General features: G+C 48.0%; 17 protein-coding genes and 4 pseudogenes. 7 read left to right on the top strand and 14 right to left on the bottom strand.

The annotated features are described in order from the left end of the window. Position 1 precedes the first annotated feature (1 nt). The 5 genes from JY391_RS20340 to JY391_RS20320 are packed head-to-tail and all read left to right on the top strand — an operon-like array spanning position 2 to position 4,443. A complete protein-coding gene (locus JY391_RS20340) occupies positions 2–1,426 on the top strand; it encodes a TolC family protein (RefSeq protein ID WP_309568841.1) in 1,425 nt (474 codons plus the stop codon). Beyond that, a complete protein-coding gene (locus JY391_RS20335) occupies positions 1,413–2,666 on the top strand; it encodes a beta-ketoacyl-[acyl-carrier-protein] synthase family protein (RefSeq protein WP_211934929.1) in 1,254 nt (417 codons plus the stop codon). The genes JY391_RS20340 and JY391_RS20335 overlap by 14 nt, the downstream gene beginning before the upstream one ends. Beyond that, positions 2,663–3,451: a hotdog family protein gene (locus tag JY391_RS20330; protein WP_042290978.1), complete on the top strand. Its 789-nt coding sequence runs from the start codon at positions 2,663–2,665 to the stop codon at positions 3,449–3,451. The genes JY391_RS20335 and JY391_RS20330 overlap by 4 nt, the downstream gene beginning before the upstream one ends. A gap of 1 nt (position 3,452) precedes the next feature. After that, positions 3,453–3,704 (top strand): acyl carrier protein, encoded by a 252-nt coding sequence (locus tag JY391_RS20325; protein WP_211934928.1) that lies wholly within the window; start codon positions 3,453–3,455, stop codon positions 3,702–3,704. Between the two features lies 1 nt (position 3,705). Beyond that, positions 3,706–4,443, top strand: coding sequence for an SDR family oxidoreductase (locus JY391_RS20320; RefSeq protein WP_042290974.1), 738 nt, complete (start codon positions 3,706–3,708; stop codon positions 4,441–4,443). Positions 4,444–4,479: 36 nt separating this feature from the next. Here JY391_RS20320 and JY391_RS20315 read toward each other — a convergent pair whose 3' ends face one another. The 3 genes from JY391_RS20315 to JY391_RS20305 form a co-directional block, all read right to left on the bottom strand. Then, positions 4,480–5,601 carry an HD domain-containing protein gene (locus JY391_RS20315; RefSeq protein ID WP_229264081.1) on the bottom strand — a complete coding sequence of 374 codons (1,122 nt, stop codon included), beginning with the start codon at positions 5,599–5,601 and terminating at the stop codon, positions 4,480–4,482. Positions 5,602–5,703: 102 nt separating this feature from the next. After that, a complete protein-coding gene (locus JY391_RS20310; protein WP_042290972.1) occupies positions 5,704–6,171 on the bottom strand; it encodes a FidL-like protein in 468 nt (155 codons plus the stop codon). After that, positions 6,164–6,892, bottom strand: coding sequence for a winged helix-turn-helix domain-containing protein (locus JY391_RS20305; RefSeq protein ID WP_211934927.1), 729 nt, complete (start codon positions 6,890–6,892; stop codon positions 6,164–6,166). Before JY391_RS20305 ends, JY391_RS20310 begins: the two co-directional genes overlap by 8 nt. A gap of 171 nt (positions 6,893–7,063) precedes the next feature. Between JY391_RS20305 and JY391_RS20300 the strand changes: the two genes are divergently transcribed. Then, the gene (locus JY391_RS20300; protein WP_042290968.1) at positions 7,064–7,456 is read left to right on the top strand and encodes a FaeA/PapI family transcriptional regulator; all 393 of its coding nucleotides are present in this window, start codon (positions 7,064–7,066) and stop codon (positions 7,454–7,456) included. 240 nt (positions 7,457–7,696) lie between these two features. Here JY391_RS20300 and JY391_RS20295 read toward each other — a convergent pair. Then, positions 7,697–8,690: pseudogene (locus JY391_RS20295) on the bottom strand (IS3 family transposase); the annotation flags it as partial. 66 nt (positions 8,691–8,756) lie between these two features. Here JY391_RS20295 and JY391_RS20290 point away from each other — a divergent pair. Continuing rightward, positions 8,757–9,780: pseudogene (locus tag JY391_RS20290) on the top strand (IS110 family RNA-guided transposase). Positions 9,781–9,998: 218 nt separating this feature from the next. Here the strand turns inward: JY391_RS20290 and JY391_RS20285 are convergent. From JY391_RS20285 to JY391_RS23840, 10 genes and pseudogenes are all read right to left on the bottom strand, one after another. Then, positions 9,999–10,082: pseudogene (locus JY391_RS20285) on the bottom strand (transposase); the annotation flags it as partial. 355 nt (positions 10,083–10,437) lie between these two features. Next, the gene (locus JY391_RS20280) at positions 10,438–10,704 is read right to left on the bottom strand and encodes a hypothetical protein (protein WP_211934926.1); all 267 of its coding nucleotides are present in this window, start codon (positions 10,702–10,704) and stop codon (positions 10,438–10,440) included. 65 nt (positions 10,705–10,769) lie between these two features. Then, positions 10,770–11,439 (bottom strand): annotated as a pseudogene (locus tag JY391_RS20275) (ISAs1 family transposase); the annotation flags it as partial. Between the two features lie 341 nt (positions 11,440–11,780). Then, positions 11,781–12,890 carry a hypothetical protein gene (locus tag JY391_RS20270; protein ID WP_211934925.1) on the bottom strand — a complete coding sequence of 370 codons (1,110 nt, stop codon included), beginning with the start codon at positions 12,888–12,890 and terminating at the stop codon, positions 11,781–11,783. Positions 12,891–13,261: 371 nt separating this feature from the next. Then, complete coding sequence (locus JY391_RS20265; protein ID WP_211934924.1) at positions 13,262–14,284, bottom strand: PAAR domain-containing protein; 1,023 nt, start codon at positions 14,282–14,284, stop codon at positions 13,262–13,264. 35 nt (positions 14,285–14,319) lie between these two features. Continuing rightward, complete coding sequence (locus JY391_RS20260) at positions 14,320–16,317, bottom strand: type VI secretion system Vgr family protein (RefSeq protein ID WP_211934923.1); 1,998 nt, start codon at positions 16,315–16,317, stop codon at positions 14,320–14,322. Positions 16,318–16,334: 17 nt separating this feature from the next. Next, positions 16,335–16,619 carry a type VI secretion system PAAR protein gene (locus JY391_RS20255; RefSeq protein ID WP_211934922.1) on the bottom strand — a complete coding sequence of 95 codons (285 nt, stop codon included), beginning with the start codon at positions 16,617–16,619 and terminating at the stop codon, positions 16,335–16,337. Between the two features lie 142 nt (positions 16,620–16,761). Continuing rightward, a complete protein-coding gene (locus tag JY391_RS20250) occupies positions 16,762–17,715 on the bottom strand; it encodes a hypothetical protein (RefSeq protein ID WP_211934921.1) in 954 nt (317 codons plus the stop codon). Between the two features lie 166 nt (positions 17,716–17,881). Then, entirely contained in the window at positions 17,882–18,229 is a 348-nt protein-coding gene (locus tag JY391_RS23845; protein ID WP_229264080.1) for a hypothetical protein, read from the bottom strand. Between the two features lie 21 nt (positions 18,230–18,250). Then, positions 18,251–18,835, bottom strand: a complete 585-nt coding sequence (locus JY391_RS23840; RefSeq protein ID WP_229264079.1) for a hypothetical protein — start codon at positions 18,833–18,835, stop codon at positions 18,251–18,253. Between the last annotated feature and the right edge of the window lie 29 nt (positions 18,836–18,864).

Here is an 18,864-nt window from a genome sequence, read left to right as displayed (position 1 = left end):
GATGAAGATATTACCACCACGTAGTACGTCGCCATCCGGCAAAAAATTGCGCTGGGGCGCGGTTTTTCTGACAGCGCTACTGCTTTCCGGCTGTGGGCAACTGACCCGCAGCGACTACCAGCGTCCGCTGCTCTCACTGCCCCGGCAATGGCAAGTGGCGCCGGATACAGTAGCGGTTTTTGGCTGGCAGCGTTTTGGCGACCCACGCCTGACGCGGGTTATCGGGCAGGTACTCATCAGCAATAACGATCTTGCGGCTGCCGCGATCGCCCTCCAGCAGGCGCGCGTGGCTGCAGGGTTGACCAATACCAACCTCACCCCTGACGTCACGGTGAGCGGTTCCGCCAACAACAGCAAAAATGTGCGGCGCGGTAGCGCGTCGCAGGAGAGTTACAGCAGCGGGATCACTATTGGCTATGAGGTGGATTTATGGGGAAAGCTGGCCCGTATCCGTGAACAGAGCGAATGGGAGGCGGTGGCAAGCGAACAGGATTATCACGCGACGATGCTTTCCACCCAAGGGACGGCCGCCCAGCTTTACTGGCGTATCGCGCTGTATAACCAGCAGATCCGCAACCAGCGCGCAGCATTGACCATTTCTCAGCAGACCTTACAGCAGGTGAGGTCGTGGTTTCAGGCCGGGAAAGTGGGACAGCTTGACGTCCTGCAAGCGCAGCAGGCGCTGCTGGAGCGGCAAAACCAACTGCGTACGCTGGAGCAACAGCGCAGCAGCGCGCGTAATGCGCTGGCGCTGCTGCTTAACAGACCGGCGGAACAGCACGCTGACGAGTCGCCTGCGTTGGATGTCAATCAACAGGTGCCGGTTGCGCAAAAAACGCCGCTGTATGTTATCGCTCAGCGTCCGGATATTCAGGCGGCGGAGTCCCGTCTGCGTGCGGCGCTTGCCGGATACGACGCCTCGCGGCTGCGTTTTTACCCTTCGCTCTCCCTTGACGCCTCGTTGAATGCCGGCAGTCAGGTATTTAACCAGTGGTTCAGCGATCCGATTCGCACCGTGGGCGGCGCGTTGGCCCTGCCGTTTATCCAGTGGAACACCCAGCGCCTTACCGTGCGGCAGGCGGATTTAGCGGTTAAACAGGCGGCGATTACCTTTCGCTCCACCGCCTATGCCGCGCTCGCCGAGGTGGATGAGGCAATGGAAAACCGGCTGAGCGCGAGCGAGCAGCGCGCAAGGCTGCATCAGTCGCTGGCGCTGAGCCAGCAGCGCTTAACGCTGACGGAAAGCCGTTATCGCGCTGGGGCCGTGGACTTTCAGACGCTGCTCAATGCGCAGGACGACATCTTGACGTTAGAGAACGCCCTTGCACAAACCCAATACGACTACCTCTACGCCACGCTGCAGCTCTGGCTGGCGCAAGGGGGTGGCGAAACGCAATACAGGATGATGGAACATGAAGCTGAATAATGACTTTAAGCGGGTTGTCGTTACCGGGTATGGCGCCGTGACCCCGCTTGGCGCAACGGCAGAGGAAAGCTGGCAGGCAATCATGGACAAACGACATGGCTATCGCTACGTCGACAAAACCGCCTTGAATATCAACACCCATTTTCTCGGGCTGGTGGATAACGAGCCGAGTCTGATGGGGGTGCCTGCCGCCATCCGGCGTCGGCTGCCGCGGTTTGCCCGCCTGACCGTTGGCGCGGCGCGTCAGGCGATGGGCATGGCCTTCGGCGATAAGCCGCCCCAGGAATTCTATAACCCGCTGGACTGCGGCGTGATTATGGGCACCGGCTGGGCAGGGCTGGATGAAAGTTACGAGGCGCAGAGCGAATTCGCCGCGACGGGCGTCGCCTCGCCGTTCAACTGTTTTTACGCCATGCCAAGCGTGACGACTGCCGCATGCAGTCAGTTCTGGGGGCTGAACGGCTATCAGAATACGGTGATTGCCGCCTGCGCGACGGGCACGATTGCTATTGGCGACGCGTATGAGGTGATTCGCAGCGGCAGGGCGCAGATGATGCTGGCTGGCGCGGGCGAGTCGCTCACCAGTCACTGTGCGGTGTGGAACATTGACGTGCTGGGGGCGCTCAGCAAGGAGCCGTCGGACCCGCAGCGGGCAAGCTGTCCTTTCAGCGCCCATCGCAGCGGGTTTGTGCTTTCTGAAGGGGCGGCGGTGCTGTGTCTGGAGGAACGCGAAGGGGCGCTGGCGCGTGGGGCGACGATCCTCGGCGAAATCACCGGCTACGCCAACTTCTCGGACGCCTGGGATTTCACCTCGCCGGCGGAAGACTGTCTGGCCCGAGTGCAAACCATCACCCATGCCCTGCAGCAGGCCGGGCTGGAGCCTGAACAACTGGACTACATTAATGCGCATGGGACCTCAACGCCGCTGAACGACATTAACGAAACCCAGTCGCTCAAAATGGCGTTGGGTGACGCGGCTTACGCAATCCCGGTCTCCAGCACCAAATCCTATTCCGGACACTTAATCTCCGCAGCAGGGACATTCGAAAGTATCGTCTGCTTACAGGCTATCGCCCACGGCGTGATACCCGCGACGGCCAACTTCCAACAGGCTGATGAACGCTGCGATCTGGATTATGTGATCGAGGGTCACCGCGCGGGCGACATTCGCCGCACGCTGAATCTGAGCTTTGGCTTTGGCGGAGCGAATGCGGCGCTGATCCTGGAGAAACACGCATGATGCCCCTGCATTATGGTCATCAGGACGCCAGCCGCTGGGCGGCGTTTTCCGGTGATTACAACCCGGTGCATTTTGACGAAGCGTGGGTGAAAGCACGCGGGGGACACGCGCTTAGTGTTCACGGGATGCGCGCGTTACTCGATGTGAAGCGTTTTATCAGCCCGCCCGCCGACAGCGCGCCGTTTTTGAAATGCACCGTACGTCTGCGCAGACCACTGTGGCGGGATACGGCGTACTCTCTGATGCGTGAAGCGAGCGAGCGCGTCGTGGTGTCGGTGAAAGAGCGCGCGGGGGGAGAAACCTGTCTGTCCTGTCAGCTTACGCCGGAACAGGGCTTTCCGCGCGACGACGGCCTGAGCCAGCGAGTGCTGGACTCCGCCACGCTTGCCGGGCTGCATCAGTCATTTCAGCCGCTACTGCCCGACGCCCAGCAGTGGCATTTCCTGGACGCGCTGCTGTTCCGCCATCTGCTACAGGACGATGCGCTGCTACATCAACCCTCTGTCGCCGCGATGTTGCCGGACTGCCCTTCTCTGGAGGCGCTTTTTAACCGTTTCCCGGTCATGCAGACCCATCAGGAGGTCATTTTCGACAGTCTGCTTCTTGAGCCGTGGCGGGCGAATACGTTACCGCCGCGGCTGGTGATCGACACGCTCCCTGCGCTGGTCGTCGGCGACCTCGCTACGGGCGCGGTGGTGCGGATCGCGGCGCGAACCTGTTATCAACAACGTTTCATTTGCAGCGCCGTTACCCTGAAGGTCGGCGCGCTGACAAAAGGAAAATAAAATGAGCCAACAAGAAATGATCTATAAAAAAATCAGCGAAATGATCTGCGACGCAAAAGATATGACGCCAGACGCGTTGACCCCGGAGACGACGCTGCCGGAACTGGAGCTGGATAGCCTGGACTACGTTGAGCTGATGGTGCTGGCGAAACGTGAATTTAATGTGACGGTGAATCCGGAAATGTTCATGAAGAATCCCTTTATGACGCTGCGCGAGCTGAGCCAGCGTATTGAAAAGGCGATGGCGGACTGACATGGCGGAAAAATGGATGCTGATCACCGGCGGTAGCCGGGGGATTGGTCAGGCGCTGGTGAGCCACCTGCTGCCGGACTGGAATATTGTCTTTACCGGACGCAACGAGGCCAGGATCGCGCAGACGCTGGAGGCCGCGCAGCGTCTGCGCACCGCAACCTGGGTGCAGGGGCACTGCTGCGACGGCAGCGATGAAGAACGTGTTTCGCAACTGGCAACGTCGCTGCTGGAAAAATGCGGCGCGCCAGCCGCTATCATCCATAACGCCGGAATGACCCGTGATGGTCTGCACATTCACCAGAACGCGCAGGACTGGCAGGAGGTGCTGAATAACAATCTTGTTTCCGTCGTGAACTGGAACCGGATCCTGTTGCCCGCCATGATGACCCAGGGCAGCGGTGCGATTGTGTTTATGTCGTCGGTATCGGCGGTAAAGGGCAATAGCGGGCAGACGGCTTACGCGGCCAGTAAAGCGGCGATGATCGGGTTGACGCATTCGCTGGCGCGGGAAGTGGGGCGCTTTGGTATTCGGGTTAACTGTCTGGCGCCGGGCTTGATTGAAGGTGAGATGGTACAGGCTATTCCTGCGGCGCATCTGAAAACGATGCAGCAGAATATTCCGCTGCGCCGTCTCGGGCGTACGCAGGACGTTGCGCGTGCAGTGGCGTTTCTGGCGGGGGAGGGAAGCAGTTATCTCACCGGGCAGACGCTGATACTGGACGGCGGTTTGTCTGCCTGATGATCGAAAACCGCGAGAAGTGAGGCTTCTCGCGGTTTACGTTAGACTTAACTGGTTGATTCTTTGCACTAATGCGCGCCTTTCTTTGACCGACTCCTGAAAGATTTGCAACAACACCGTACTGTGCTGTTGCACGATCCCTGCCAGTTCCGGGGCGATTTCCGCCGTTTCTCCTACGCGCGCTTTGAATTCACTCGACAGGGTTACGCCCTGAAGCAATGACGCCAGCCAGATGCTGGCCCGCAGAATCATGGCTTCTGGCGGCGCGGCGGATCTTGCCGTTACCGTCTTATGCGTGTGGCACCAGCCCGCGATATCTCTGATCGCTTCAATGGGGTAAAGCTCATCCCAGACCACATTTTCATCACCGGTATGCGCTGGCGCTGAGCCGCACGTCAGGGACGTCAGATTGTGCAGCAAACCGCCAATTTCAATCTTCAGGCATTGTACTGGCGTAATCCCCATCTCTTTGGCGAGATAACCCGATATGCGTCCCACGACCAGCGAATGCTGAACGCCATGCTGGCTAAACCCATCAATAATAAAAGCCAGCATGCCAGCGATGTCACGAAAATTATGCAAGGAGACGGAGTCGTTATGAATCCGGGGAATATCTTTAATATAATCGTCAAAGTCTGTCGATTTGATTTTTAACCAAAAATGCTCACAATTTGCTATTTTTCTGAAGGCGCAGATATATTCAGGTTTATATAAAAGATTGTCGCCGCCCGCAATTATATTAATAATTTCGTCTTTGACCGATATTATATCGTTAGCGCGGTAGCGCGCGATTAAAACGTCTATCCGATCCGCCAGGTAGATCACATGGCTTTCCTTTGGGACTTTAGACCCGTTGACCATTGCTCCCTGGCCATTATCCCAGCGGGTGTGATGGTAGCGCACAATAGGGCTTAACGGGTTCAATAACGGCACGCTGGCCAGCAGTTCGGCGCCCACCGCGGCATGGTTATTGAGCTCATTGTCATAGTAGCTAAGCGGTTGAAGGCGCGACTCTTCATTCAGACCGCCTATATCGTGCAGTAGCGCCGCCAACAGGGTCTTACGACACTGCGCGGGGGTAAACTGCGACTCCCTGGCTAAATGCCAGGCGATGTAGGCCGTTCTGACATGATGCAGGTTGAGTCTGGGATTGATCATGTCTATTATTTTTGAAATACAAGCCAGAGATTCGATTAAGTTTATATTCATGATATGAGAAAGTTAACATATGCTGTGCTTCGTGAAAGAAAACCACACAAATTAATCTCGTTTGCAACCATACTGCGGAAATGCGTGGTTACCAAATAATATTACATTGTTATTGAGCTTTTTAAGAAAAATAATTTTTTCGTCCGGCCCTTTGCCAAACAGTAAACTATTAGCTATCTCATCATCAACATTGTCAGTGTTGTCGCGAACTATTTGCACACGGGTTATTTTGTACAAATGCGCACTGGCGTTGTACGGCTGGTATTTCATTTTGAGCGTGCGCGAGATTAAATACTTTTGTTTATTATGGACCAACAAACCGTCAATGCTGACCAGAAACGTGTCATCTGTGAGATTGGCAAAAATCAATCCTTCACTACGGATGGTATCATTGTTGATGTTTTGTACAATCGAAAATTGTGACTTACATGAAAAGGCCGGGGGGCGGGTGAAACCGTAAACTGCGCCGATAAACAACACAACGATACTGATAAAAAGTAAAATAATTCGCTTAGGCATTATTTTTTTCTCTGTAATAAAAACTTACGCAACCACGGTTGTCACACTTAATGAGGAGTAGTTGCATAATATTACCCAGGGTGCCTGTTACCTGCTGTTTGTAAACGTACAATTCTTTGGCCTTCGAACAATCGAGGACTTGCGGCGTTAAGTCAAAGCTGTTTTTAACATCCATAAACGACAAGGACGTAGACGTAAAAATAACACACTGACCTTTAACCATTTTATGTAAGTCGGGTTCAGATTTGTATGCGCCAGGTTTTATGATCAGCAGCAAAAGGGCCATCGCCAGCGCGATAACGCGGGTAATCATCTGATGGAACGAGTGGTGTACTTCAGTCAGTTCTGGTTCAGGTTCTTTTTCTTCAAGAAAGGGCGTTCGATACTCGCGATCGTTATTGATGATTGCATCTTCCGCTATTTTAAAACCTATACGCGGCACCGTGACGATGATTTCCTTTTCAACGCCTAAATCGTTCAGGTTTCTGCGCAGTGTTGAAATATACTGATTCAGATTGCTGTTGGACGCTCGGGCGCCATATTTATCGAAAACAGACTGGAAAATTTCATTGCGCGAGAGGATATCGCCGCGATGATTAAGCAACTCCGCCAGAAGCCGTGTCGATGTTTGAGATAATTCAATACAATCACCGGTCAACAGGTTAACGAGAGACGCATCCTCGGTATCAAAAGTGATAAATCCCTCTATGTCGAACCTCATGTTCCTCTCCGCGCTAAGCCCTGCTTTTCTCTAACATGCAGGTTTTTTAAAATAAAACAACGTGAATGTTAGATAAAAAACCTTTTTTCATGATCATTTGCAGCTAATGTTGCTAGTTAAACGGGTGTGAATGCATACTGGGCACTCCTTTGTAACCCAGGAGGCTGTGCCATGAAACTCTCGCTGAGTTCTTACCCTTCAGGTGCGTTACCCGTACGGTATAGCGCACCGTGTAACACTCTGCAGATGATAGCGGCGGAAATGGGAATAAGCAGCTTTGCTACGGTCAGGGTTCCCGAGCAAGTTTTTATTCTTGAACTATTAAAAGATCATAGTGCTGAAGGTCTGTCTACACGGGAAATTGCCGATCTTTGCGGCATTTCAATTTATAAAGTTAGACACTTACTTCTTCCGCTGGAAAAATATGGTCAAGTTATACGAGATAAAATGCAAAAGCACCATCAATGGTTTTTATCAAAAGAATCTACAGAAGTTATCGAAGATTCTAGCAAGGGGGGATATCGTTTGCAACAAAGAAGGTTAAATCAACAAGTTAGCCTTTAATTTCCCGTCAGGCATTAATAACATCTCGCGAGGCATTCGGAATATTCCCAATAAAAAATGATTGTTCTCGCGTGATTGTCTAATTGCCCTGGTTTTAGCCATAACGTCCAGCATTCAGTGACTATCACATCTAAATTTATTTCGTCATGTTACTATGGGTGTTTAACAAATTTAACATTAAATAACAAGTCTGTTGATATTTAATTTTGTTACTGCGCTCAGAGTGAAAATAGACCCGTTTTAGTTCCAAGCATTTTTTGAGATCCCGGCCAAATAATGTTGTTGTCGGTATTCCGCTGGTGTCATATTGCTCAGTGATTCATGCGGGCGTTCACAGTTATATTCTGACAACCATTTTTCCGTGATTTCCCGCACTTCATTCAGCGTTCTGAACAGATAAAAATCGAGTATTTCTGTACGGTATGTCCGGTTAAAGCGCTCAATGAAAGCGTTCTGCGCCGGCCTGCCCGGCTGGATAGATTCCAGTTTTACTCCATGTTTATCTGCCCAATCAGCCAGCGCCAGAGAGATAAACTCCGGACCATTATCCATGCGAAGCATGGCTGGATAGCCGCGGTTTGCCGCGATCCTGTCGAGCACCCGGACCACTCGCGGGGCTGGCAGATTCAGATCGATTTCAATCGACAATGCCTCCCGGTTAAAGTCATCAACGACATTGAACGTGCGAAAGCGACGACCGCAAATCAGAGCGTCATGCATGAAATCAACGGACCAGCTCTGGTTTAACGCTTCGGGCGTAGCCAGCGGTGATGGATTACGCACAGGCAAACGCTGTTTACCTTTGCGGCGAAAATTCAGCTTAAGCAGACAGTAAATACGGTGGATCCTTTTATGATTCCACTGGTATCCCTGACGCCGCAGGATCTGAAATAACTTTGGAAAACCATATCGTGGATACCGTTCGGCAGCAGCCTGTAATGCGAAAATAACAGGTTCATCACGAGTGGTATCCGGGCGATAATGATAAACCGTTCTGCTCAGGTTCAGACTCCGGCAGGCCTGGCGAATACTGAGTCCGAATGCCGTTATCAGATGTGTTACCAGCTCACGCTTAAAGGCTGGTTTTAAAGCTTTTTTCGATAACGTCTTTCAGCGCCCGGTTCTCAGGACTGAGATCGGCAAACATCTGTTTGAGGCGTCGGTTCTCGTCCTCCAGAGCCTTTATCTTTTTAATATCAGAAGCTTCCATGCCGCCGTATTTAGACTTCCAGTTAATGGGATGGACTACCTCCTCCCTCTGCGGTTAACTGTACAAAATGCGTTCAGCAGGAGAATCACCATGAATATCATATTTCTGGGTATTGATCTGGCTAAAAATGTCTTTCAGCTTTGTGGGTTAAACCAGGCCGGTAAGCCAGTTTATTCAAAACGTACCGGCCGAAAAGAATTACTCCAGACGGTGGCGAATATTCCGGCGTGTCTGATCGGTATAGAAGCATCTACAGGCGCATTTTACTGGCAGCGTGAGTTTGAGAAACTGGGTCATAACGTAAAAGTCATCAGCCCCCGGTATGTAAAACCTTTTGTCCGTGGGCAAAAAAAATGACGGGAACGATGCGCAGGCGATAGCTGTGGCTCTGATGCAACCTACGATGCAGTTTGTTCCACCGAAAAGCCCTGAACAGCAGGATATTCAGGCTCTGCACCGTGCAAGACAGCGTATTGTCAATCATCGTATTGCGAGAGTCTGTCAAATCCGGGGACTGCTGCTTGATCGGGGAATAACAATCGGCGCGGCAGTCTCAGGAGTTCGTCGTGCTGTTCCGCTTATCCTAGAAGATGCTGAAAATGGTCTTAGCGCTGGAATGCGCAGGACGATTGCAGATCTATATGATCTCTTTAACGATCTTGGTCGTCGTATAAACTTTTTTGATAAAGAAATTGATGCTGTGTTCAGGCAATCAGAAGCCTGCCAGCGCATTGCCAAAGTTAAAGGCATTGGCCCTGAAACAGCAACAGCTGTTGTTGCCGCGACTGGCAAAGGAACTGAATTTAAAAATGGTCGTCACTTTGCCGCATGGCTTGGTCTGGTTCCACGACAGCACTCGAGTGGCGACAGGCAGGTACTAATGAATATGACGAAAAAAGGCGACAAGCATTTGCGGACACTTTTTATTCATGGTGCCCGCGCTGTCGTCAGAGTTGCCACGAATAACAATGATGGCGGCCTGCATCAGTGGGTTAACCAGTTAAAGGAACGGCGCGGGTTTAATAAAACGACCGTGGCGGTGGCTAACAAGAACGCGAGAATAATCTGGTCGATGCTTAGAAATGATACCGAATATCAGGCAGTTGGACGTTAGTACCCAGCCAGACGAGTTGCAGTGTACTGAAAAATGGTGACAGGTTGCACCTGCACAATCGGAACCTGACTATTATATTGGCCTCAGAGGCCGTCCAGTTGTTGAGGCGATTGTGTGCGGATTACTCATTTGGGCACAGGTTTTCCTGATGCCGGATAGATGTAAGCAACAACCCAAAACCAGATTCTGTACTTGCGAAACGGAGGTAGTCCATAGATGTAGTAAGTGGCTTCAGAGATACCAGCCTCCCGGCAGACATCCTTGACGGTACGTCCGGCTTCAACCGACTTAATCACGGCGATGAACTAATGCTCAGTAAAACGGGCTTTACGCATAGCGATCTCCTTCGTTGGCAGAGTGAGTATGCCGGAAGATCTCTAAATGTGAATGGCACGATTATGCGGGATACTTACATATCAATGGCAGCCTATTGTGTGATCATTTAGTAACTCCATAATATACATTATAGTCTATATCATAAATTGTAACTGGTTATAATAAAATATCACTTTATTAATCAATCTCAATAGAGAAATATTTTATGATAATTATATATCATAAATTTTATAATTTCATGCGAATTTGAGATTTTCTTTGTTATGTATTAGACTTAAGTTAGAATGTGGGGTTAATGTGAGATGTTATTTTATTTATATATTAACGTTCAAATTCTATACCTCTGTTTCCAGTCTCACAACCAATGCACTTTCCGGTAACCATACTGACATATACATGGAAAGGAGTTGTTGTAACCATCTCTAACCAGTCCAGTTTTGATAAATCAACATTACATGTATAAATAACATAACAAGGATCGCCTTTTATCATTTTGGTTTCAACATAAAGGCTACTTTCACTCCAACCAAGTCTTTTTCGAACGCAATAATCTTTTGCGATATCAATAGCTCGCTGTGGGGTAATCATTTAAAGATTCCATAATACACATTGTACAGTATACCAGAAACTGTAATGGGACCTAAAAGAACACCTGCTGCGCTGTCATACTTCGGATTGTTGATTTCTTTTAATGGAAACTTATCTTCAAATGCTTATTGTAATCGTCCCTGATTTCCTTTCACTGCGAATAAATAATCACTCCCCTGATTATTAATCTTCTCAGCGATATCTTTCTGACATTCCATTGCGTCAGTTGTAATCAATTTTTTCTTGATATCCAGAAGGTTAAGAAGTTTTGGTATTGCAGTGATCTCATTTGATTTCTCAGCTGTCTTTATCTACCCAAGAACGACACTGTTCATGGTAGAGAATGCGCTGATTACATGAATTGCTCCCCGACGACGGCTTTTATCATAAGATCGACGCAGAGTCTTCCCGTCAATCGCAATAACATCGCCTTCTTCTGATAAATGACAATCCCGCATCCAGTTGATAAAACATTCATGGAATTTTTTAGGGCTTATACAATACCACTCTGGCAATAGTGTCATGAACAGGAATACCATTTTCAAAATCACCCTATTCCTTTAAAAAATCAATATGAGCCTCGCCAAAATCCTGGATATCTTCCCATCCTTCGGCACCAGAAATGACAGCGCAGATTGTCAAAAGCAGAATGTCTGATAATTTATGCTCTACTTTCCAGGGTTGTCTGTAATCAGGAATAATTGAAATATGTGCCACTAGCTTTCCAAGTTCCATAATCTGTTCTCCTTATTTTTCAGGAGATATTTGATCATATGTAATACCAGAAGGACACCTGCATAGGAAAAGGATTGACTTGATTTTTAAACAAAAAATGCGGTTTTATTAGTACGAAAAACCTACTTTTCGTGATCTTTCCCTGTCCATCAGCCCGTCCACTTCCAGCGTAAAGCGCAATCCTTTTGATGACATATAACCATCCCTGATGATGACAGGAAAAAAGACAGCCAGCGGTTCAGTGGCTATGACAGTACAGTGTTACGCTTGCGTTCAGGCACGCTACCAGGACGAAAGCATGAATTTATTTGGTTAACTTATTGGATCTATTGAACGTTATATCAATGCTCAAGATAAAACTGATCTTCATACTCTAAATCGTAGTTATTAAGTGAATTTAAAATAATATCTATTGCTCGTTTTCCCGCAGCCCAGGAACCGAAATTTTGTTTTTGTAGAGCAAATGACCCAATTACATAGAACCAACTTTCCTGAATTTTTCCGGCAAAAGCAACTAGCATGCCTTCCCCATTTCTTGCGTTATTTACTTTTAACTCACCCGCCCATAGTTCCGTAATGTTTTTATTGAAAGTATCTTTGCGTTCTCGTAGTGAAATTTCATCAATTTCAGGGTAATTATTCTCTTTTAGTTGACTGACAATTAGTTTACAAACCTGTTCTTTATTGATTGCTGCATCATGGTATAAAAAATAACCATCAATAATGCCATGAACGTTACTTTCTTCTTTTAAAGATAACGAATAGTAGCTCATTTTTTTATTATTATATCGTTCTGAATACAGCCATGAAGCCGGGTAATAAAAAGAATAATTTGCAGGCATATCCAGATTTATACTCTTTAATTCTTCCGCTAAATGCCACTTTGAGTCATTAATTAAAGTGAAAAACTTCACGCAATGAAAGAGATCTTCAGCCAGCGATTCATAATCCTTCCAGTTACAACAGGCTTTTACCATTATCACATTGGCCCTGTTGTTTTCAAAATCATAATTTTTAAACACTCTAATTCTTGATGTGATGGTTTCGTTATCGATATCTTTTTTTGTCAAAAAGTCAGCATATCGACCACTAACGCTATAATAATATTTACAGTAAAGAATTTCTTCACCTAAAAGGTTTAATATATGTTCTCCCCAGTCACTGGCATCGATGTCATTATTTATATGCTCATAGACTACATCAACTTCTGTAAAGGGAGATTTTGCTCCAGAAATGGTCTGATAGCAACCAATAGCATAGAGGTTATTGGTTCCTGCAATTAGCTCAGGTTTAATGCTAACCGGTTTCACATCCAAGGGGAGTAATATTTTGTAATGTAAGCTTGTTACTTCTGAGGATGTATAGCGGCATCGCCAAAAGTGTTCTTTCTGGTATTCAAAACTATATGTCACTGACCTTGGAAAGGATGGTTTGTTATTGCTTTCTCTCATTATAATAACTCTCTCTGGATTATCTACATTTCATTTTTTAACATAAAATACATCACAACTAAAAAACCCAAATTAAAAGCTAATTTATATCCTTTAGATACCAGGTTTTCTCCTTCAATGAAATTTTTAAGAAATGATTTTTTGGTATTTTCTTGGTTATATTTCTGATGAAATGACGCTATATTATTGACGCCAGCATCAATAAGAGAAAATACAAAAAAATACAAAAACAGATAACAGCCGGTAAGAAAGCATATAGTTGACGATCGAGTGTATTGTAAATCATCATTTAACATAACACTAATACAGGAAAGTAGTAAAAAAGCTATAACCCCAAATAACATTCTAAACATTATATTGTATCGGTTCATTTAACCTCCAATGATAACAGTTGCCACACCTGAAAGAATAACACCAGAACCACCTGTTGAATGATTAAAAAATGGACCAAATTGGATTTCTATATCTCCGCCAAATCCTAACCCTAACGCTATATCACCAGACAAATTTATCTTAAGCATAACATCATCCTTATCAAATAAAAGTCCAGTTCCGCCAGCTAACCCAATTGAACCAGCGGTACCAGAGATACCCCCTTTCACTTTTAGGCCCCAGAAAGGAGATTCGGCATCAAAGGTTATATCTCCTTTCGCTACCGCAGCTTCTGCACCCAGTTCGGTTTTGAACCCATATTGATGTTCAGCAGCATCATGAATTATAACACTTTCGCCTTTAGCCTCCGCAGTACCAAGTGTCCCTTCTGCTTTTAGCTCTCCATAATCACCGCCTTTAGTCCCTGCGCTAAGGCCAATATTTCCTGAAACTCCCGTTGCCTTTACATCGAACGAGGCTGAGCTACCTTTTGCTCCAGATGTAGTCCCTGCTGTCATACCAACCTTGCCAACAGTACTACCAAGATTAAAATTTATACCGCTATCTCCCATTGGATGACTTAGCTGAAAATCAATAATTCCTGCTTGCAGGTTACTCGTATCATATCGACCGTCACCATCCTCATCCGATAAGGCTGACACTGCATATCCTACATATGTTTTAGAATCATTTGATCCATTTGGATTTTTTACCGAGCCATCTTCATTTGTATTTTTAGCTATTGTCGCATAATGATATTCAGGTGGTTTTGGTCCTTGTGTAGGAGGTAATGATTTTTTACCGCAAATAACCTTGTCCCCCTTTCTGGCAGCCGGTATTCCATTTATTGTAACCGTTTTAGAACCTTCACTGATTACACCGGGCCCATGCTCTTTACAAATAAAAGCATCCCCCATTCGAGCTGCCGGGAACCCTCCAGTTGTAACATTACTACTACCTGATGTTATTGGACCATCATGTCCTGCTGTATCTGCCGTTTGCCTTGCTGCTTCCTTACCCATATTGTATTCCTTTGTGAGGTAATCAACTGATTTACTTATGGATTTAATTTCAACAAGCCACCGGTCAGCACTTGTTCTTCGCTACCATCCGCTGATAATTTTTTGGTATTGACATGATATTCGTCCTTCGCGGTATTCTTGATTATTTTTCCACTAATTGTAATTTCGCCATTTTCCAGCAAGGTAATACGTGACTCCCCACAAATGAACTCTATCTTCTCTTCTGAGGAAACACTGATGGTTTTTTTTACCTTTATTGTTTGCTTACCTTCATGCAGGATAATTTCCTGATCCCCTTTATCTATATCGGTTGTTTTATTTCCTTCAGTAATTTCGGTGATCTGATTATTAACTACCGTTGTTATTTGATCATTCGCTACCGTCACCGTCTGGTCATGACCGCCTTCCTTTTTACTCCCCACGTTGACAGTCTGTCCCACGCCCACCGTCACCTTCTGGTTATTGGTTACGGTTTCCGTATGGTCATGCTTCACCGTCGTGGTACGGTCATTCAGTACCTCGGTATCCATGTTCTTCTGCGCATGGATATACACCCGCTCCTTGTTGGTGGCGTCATCGAACGTCAGTTCGTTAAAACCACTGCCTTTATAGGTTTTCGAGCGGATGGTCATCTGTGTCTTCGTGCCCGGCAGGCTGCCCGGCGAGCGGTTGTCCTGGTGGTAGGTTCTTCCCATGATGATGGGCTGGTCCGGGTCGCCGTTGAGGAAGTCCACAATCACCTCCTGGCCCACGCGCGGAATGGCGAGATTGCCGAACCCTGTTCCCGCCCATGCCTGCGACACCCGCACCCAGCACGAGCTGTCCTCATTCCCCGGACAGTAACGGTCCCAGTGAAAGCGTACCCGCACCCGGCCATGTTCATCGCAGAAGATTTCCTCCCCGGCCGGGCCGGTGACGATGGCGCTCTGGGGGCCGTCCACGGAGGGCTTCGGCAGGGGAGGGACACGCCATGTTCTGTCGGCAGGGATAGCCTCAAAGTGGTTATCCAGCGTGGTGCCTTCGCCCTGGCTGCCGTGCAGCGCCTGAGGCTGATTGCCGGTCAGCATACAGCTCACTACCTGCCACTCCCGGTTCAGCGTCTCTGAAGGATGTTCCGTCAGCGTGAAGCGTTTCCCCGGCCACAGTTTCGGCGAGTTGCTGATACAAGTCGCAGTCTCCGTATCGTGCCGCCAGCCCTCAATCTGGTAGCGGGCAAAGTTCTGTCCGTGCGATTCGTCCTTGAAGCGGCCCGGATAATCGAAGATTTCATACTGCGTGAGCTGGCCGTTCAGGTTCTCGGCCGCACGGTTGTAGTAGCCCGGCCAGCCGGGTGTTTTGAAGGTGTAGTCTTGGGTTTCGACGGAGGAAGGACCGGTGCGCGCCCGGTAACGAAAGCTGCTGATGCATTCCGTGGCGACTTCCGTACTGGTGTTCGGGTTGAAAGGTATTTCCCCCAGAGAGGATACCCCGGCCACATCATCACACAGTACCAGCTTCTGCTCCGGCCCTTCCGGGGCGTTCCAGTCAAAGTAAAAGATACCCTCTTCCGACCACAGGCGGGTCAGAAAGGCGAGGTCGGTTTCGCCGTACTGGACGCAGAACTCACGCGCCGGATGTGATTCATAAAACACCGGGGTCCACTCCGTCACACCATTTTCATTCAATAAGGTGGAGGAGATGGCCTGGATATCCTGTTGCTGGAAGATACGGAAGTTCTGCCGCAGGCCACAGCGCCAGAGGGGAGGGACGATGACCAGGTGATAACGCATCTGCCAATGGTTGTTTTCCCCCAAGGTGACCTCATTGATGATGCCGCTGACATAACGCTGGGCCAGCATGCCCTGCCAGATGGTCAGTACGGCGTTTTTTTCCAGAAAATCGGTTGCCACGAGGTCAGGAAGACCGCTGGCGATATCCACTTCCAGAACAAAGGGAGTGGAATGGCACTGGTAAAGGCTGAAGCCCACCACTGCTGTGGCTGTCGCCATCAGCCCGTCCACTTCCAGCGTAAAGCGCAGTCCTTTTGATGACATATAACCTCCCTGATATCTCAGCCAATATTAACTGTGCCAGTACCAATAATCAGGCCACCGCAGTCAATGGCATCACCGGTTCTGGCGGCAGGCAGGCCGTCAATAAATAGGGTGCCTGAACCACTGGCTATTTTTCGTGGATGAGGAGGATGTTTGGGTTTGTCGTGAGGCGTCAGCGGATCACCCATACGGGCAGCGGGGAGTCCGTCGATAAATACCGTGGGGGAACCTGCTGTAATAACGGTTTCGTGATAACCATCATGCTGAGTTCCCTTATCTGATAGTTTAGCGGCTGGTGGCATAATGTTTTCCGGTGATTTTATTAACTGGTGATAATTAGTTTTCATTTCAGTCGAAAGGAATATAGGTTTAATACTGTTATGAAGCCTGTTTATAGGTTTTTTATTAAGTTGTTGATATAAAAATTAATCTGTATGAGTGATGTTAAGTAACCGGAATAAATTCATCGTCAATTAGTGAAAATATGGGGGCGTAATAGTTCATGGCTTCATCCCCATCCTCATCTATATATTTATATGCAAGTGGGGAGTAATTCGGCTTTGATTTATTATAGTATTGCACCATTCGACCTTTGTTCATAATCCTGATATCATAATTTTCCCATCTTATGGGCAATATTCTGGCTTTTCCGCCTTCGAGCTTATCTTTAGTATATTGTGATAATAGTATTTCATCTTCGCTGTCGCCGGTTGTCGCAGACCAGGCTTTCAGCGCTGTCTTGTCATAGGCCTTCAGGCGGTTTCGATCCCGGCTGTTGATAATTTCCGCCATCTTGCTGTAGGCTGCCCGCAGTTTTTGCATCTGCTCGCTGCTGCCAGTGAAAGGTTCAGCTTTTACCCATGCCCAGTCCGGAATACCGTTTACCATTACTTTCTGTGTAAACCGGTAGAGTTCCATTCCTTGTGGAAAATAAGTGTTATCGAAATAATCTGGGTCAAAATGCCCCGGAATGCTCTGCTCCGCCAGAATTCTGGTTCGGGTGACGGGATGTGAACTGTCAGGCTGTGCTTCAGGTAAACCCTGTGGACTGATGGACACTTTTATTGATGAAAGCGTCTGTTTTTCCTCTCCGTTAAACCGCACCAGTTCCAGACTGCAGGCGGATTGTGGATCAAAGTGCCCCCTCTCTTCCGGGGAGAGGGGCTTATCAGAAAACCAGCCCAGTGCACCAATCTCCAGGCTGATTTCATTCTCGCCGTTTTCCATCAGCATTAAGGCGTTGGTGCTGGAAATTCCGCCGCCACGTCCACGCCAGGCAGACTTACGGTTGCCGAATCCGGTAACGCCATTAGTCTTAATGGCGCAGTAAGCCTGCTGGATATTAAACAGGCTACGTATTTTCTGCGGGTGACTACCGGCGAAGACTGTTAATGACATAATACCTCCTGTTAATATGATTGCCGGAATGATATATTTCATTTTCATATATTTTCTCACTTTTGTGGTGTTCCGTTATAACCAGTTTTATTATCGTTATTTTATTTAAGAAGATATAATATATGCATCCAGATATTAATATAAAATTTAGGTTATATAAATGATGTTAAATAACAGGGGTGAACTCACCGTCAATTAGTGAGAACACAGGAGCATAAGAGCCCATAAACTCATCACCATCTTTGTCAGTATATTTATAAGTTAATGGGGAATAGGTAGTATTTGATTTATTGTAGAACTGCACCATTCGTCCCTTGTTCATAATCCTGATATCATAATCTTCCCATCGAATGGGGAGTATTCTGGCTTTTCCACCTTCCAGCTCATTTTTTGTATACTGGGACAATAATATTTCATCTTCGCTGTCGCCGGTTGTTGCAGACCAGGCTTTCAGCGCTGTCTTGTCATAGGCCTTCAGGCGGTTTCGATCCCGGCTGTTGATAATTTCCGCCATCTTGCTGTAGGCTGCCCGCAATTATTGCATCTGCTCGCTACTGCCAGTAAAAGGTTCAGCTTTTACCCATGCCCAGTCCGGAATACCGCTTACCGTTACTTTCTGTGTAAACCGGTAGAGTTCCATCCCCTGTGGAAAATAGGTGCTATGAAAATAATCGGGATCGATATGCCCGGGGGTGACCTGCTCCGCCAGAATTCTGGTTCGGGTGACGGGATGTGAACTGTCAGGCTGTGCTTCAGGTAAACCCTGTGGACTGATGGACACTTTTATTGATGAAAGCGTCTGTTTTTCCTCTCCGTTAAACCGCACCAGTTCCAGACTGCAGGCGGATTGTGGATCAAAGTGCCCCCTCTCTTCCGGGGAGAGGGGCTTATCAGAAAACCAGCCCAGCGCGCCAATCTCCAGGCTGATTTCATTTTCGCCGTTTTCCATCAACATTAAGGCGTTGGTGCTGGAAATTCCGCCGCCACGTCCACGCCAGGCGGAATCACGGTTGCTGAATCCGGTAACGCCATTAGTCTTAATGGCGCAGTAAGCCTGCTGGATATTAAACAGGCTACGCAGTTTCTGCGGCTGACTACCGGCGAAGACTGTTAATGACATAATCCCTCCTGTTAATATGATTGCCGGAA

The sequence above is a fragment of the Citrobacter sedlakii genome, assembly GCF_018128425.1.
Classification (GTDB): Bacteria; Pseudomonadota; Gammaproteobacteria; order Enterobacterales; family Enterobacteriaceae; genus Citrobacter_A; species Citrobacter_A sedlakii.
Note: the sequence above shows the minus strand (reverse complement) of the source record. Positions and strands in the feature narration are given on the sequence as shown.

Coding starts and splice junctions, on each gene's coding strand:
- JY391_RS20340 (WP_309568841.1), top strand. CDS start 2: ATGAAGATATTACCACCACGTAGTACGTCGCCATCCGGCAAAAAATTG.
- JY391_RS20335 (WP_211934929.1), top strand. CDS start 1,413: ATGAAGCTGAATAATGACTTTAAGCGGGTTGTCGTTACCGGGTATGGC.
- JY391_RS20330 (WP_042290978.1), top strand. CDS start 2,663: ATGATGCCCCTGCATTATGGTCATCAGGACGCCAGCCGCTGGGCGGCG.
- JY391_RS20325 (WP_211934928.1), top strand. CDS start 3,453: ATGAGCCAACAAGAAATGATCTATAAAAAAATCAGCGAAATGATCTGC.
- JY391_RS20320 (WP_042290974.1), top strand. CDS start 3,706: ATGGCGGAAAAATGGATGCTGATCACCGGCGGTAGCCGGGGGATTGGT.
- JY391_RS20315 (WP_229264081.1), bottom strand. CDS start 5,601: ATGATCAATCCCAGACTCAACCTGCATCATGTCAGAACGGCCTACATC.
- JY391_RS20310 (WP_042290972.1), bottom strand. CDS start 6,171: ATGCCTAAGCGAATTATTTTACTTTTTATCAGTATCGTTGTGTTGTTT.
- JY391_RS20305 (WP_211934927.1), bottom strand. CDS start 6,892: ATGAGGTTCGACATAGAGGGATTTATCACTTTTGATACCGAGGATGCG.
- JY391_RS20300 (WP_042290968.1), top strand. CDS start 7,064: ATGAAACTCTCGCTGAGTTCTTACCCTTCAGGTGCGTTACCCGTACGG.
- JY391_RS20280 (WP_211934926.1), bottom strand. CDS start 10,704: ATGATTACCCCACAGCGAGCTATTGATATCGCAAAAGATTATTGCGTT.
- JY391_RS20270 (WP_211934925.1), bottom strand. CDS start 12,890: ATGAGAGAAAGCAATAACAAACCATCCTTTCCAAGGTCAGTGACATAT.
- JY391_RS20265 (WP_211934924.1), bottom strand. CDS start 14,284: ATGGGTAAGGAAGCAGCAAGGCAAACGGCAGATACAGCAGGACATGAT.
- JY391_RS20260 (WP_211934923.1), bottom strand. CDS start 16,317: ATGTCATCAAAAGGACTGCGCTTTACGCTGGAAGTGGACGGGCTGATG.
- JY391_RS20255 (WP_211934922.1), bottom strand. CDS start 16,619: ATGCCACCAGCCGCTAAACTATCAGATAAGGGAACTCAGCATGATGGT.
- JY391_RS20250 (WP_211934921.1), bottom strand. CDS start 17,715: ATGTCATTAACAGTCTTCGCCGGTAGTCACCCGCAGAAAATACGTAGC.
- JY391_RS23845 (WP_229264080.1), bottom strand. CDS start 18,229: ATGGCGGAAATTATCAACAGCCGGGATCGAAACCGCCTGAAGGCCTAT.
- JY391_RS23840 (WP_229264079.1), bottom strand. CDS start 18,835: ATGTCATTAACAGTCTTCGCCGGTAGTCAGCCGCAGAAACTGCGTAGC.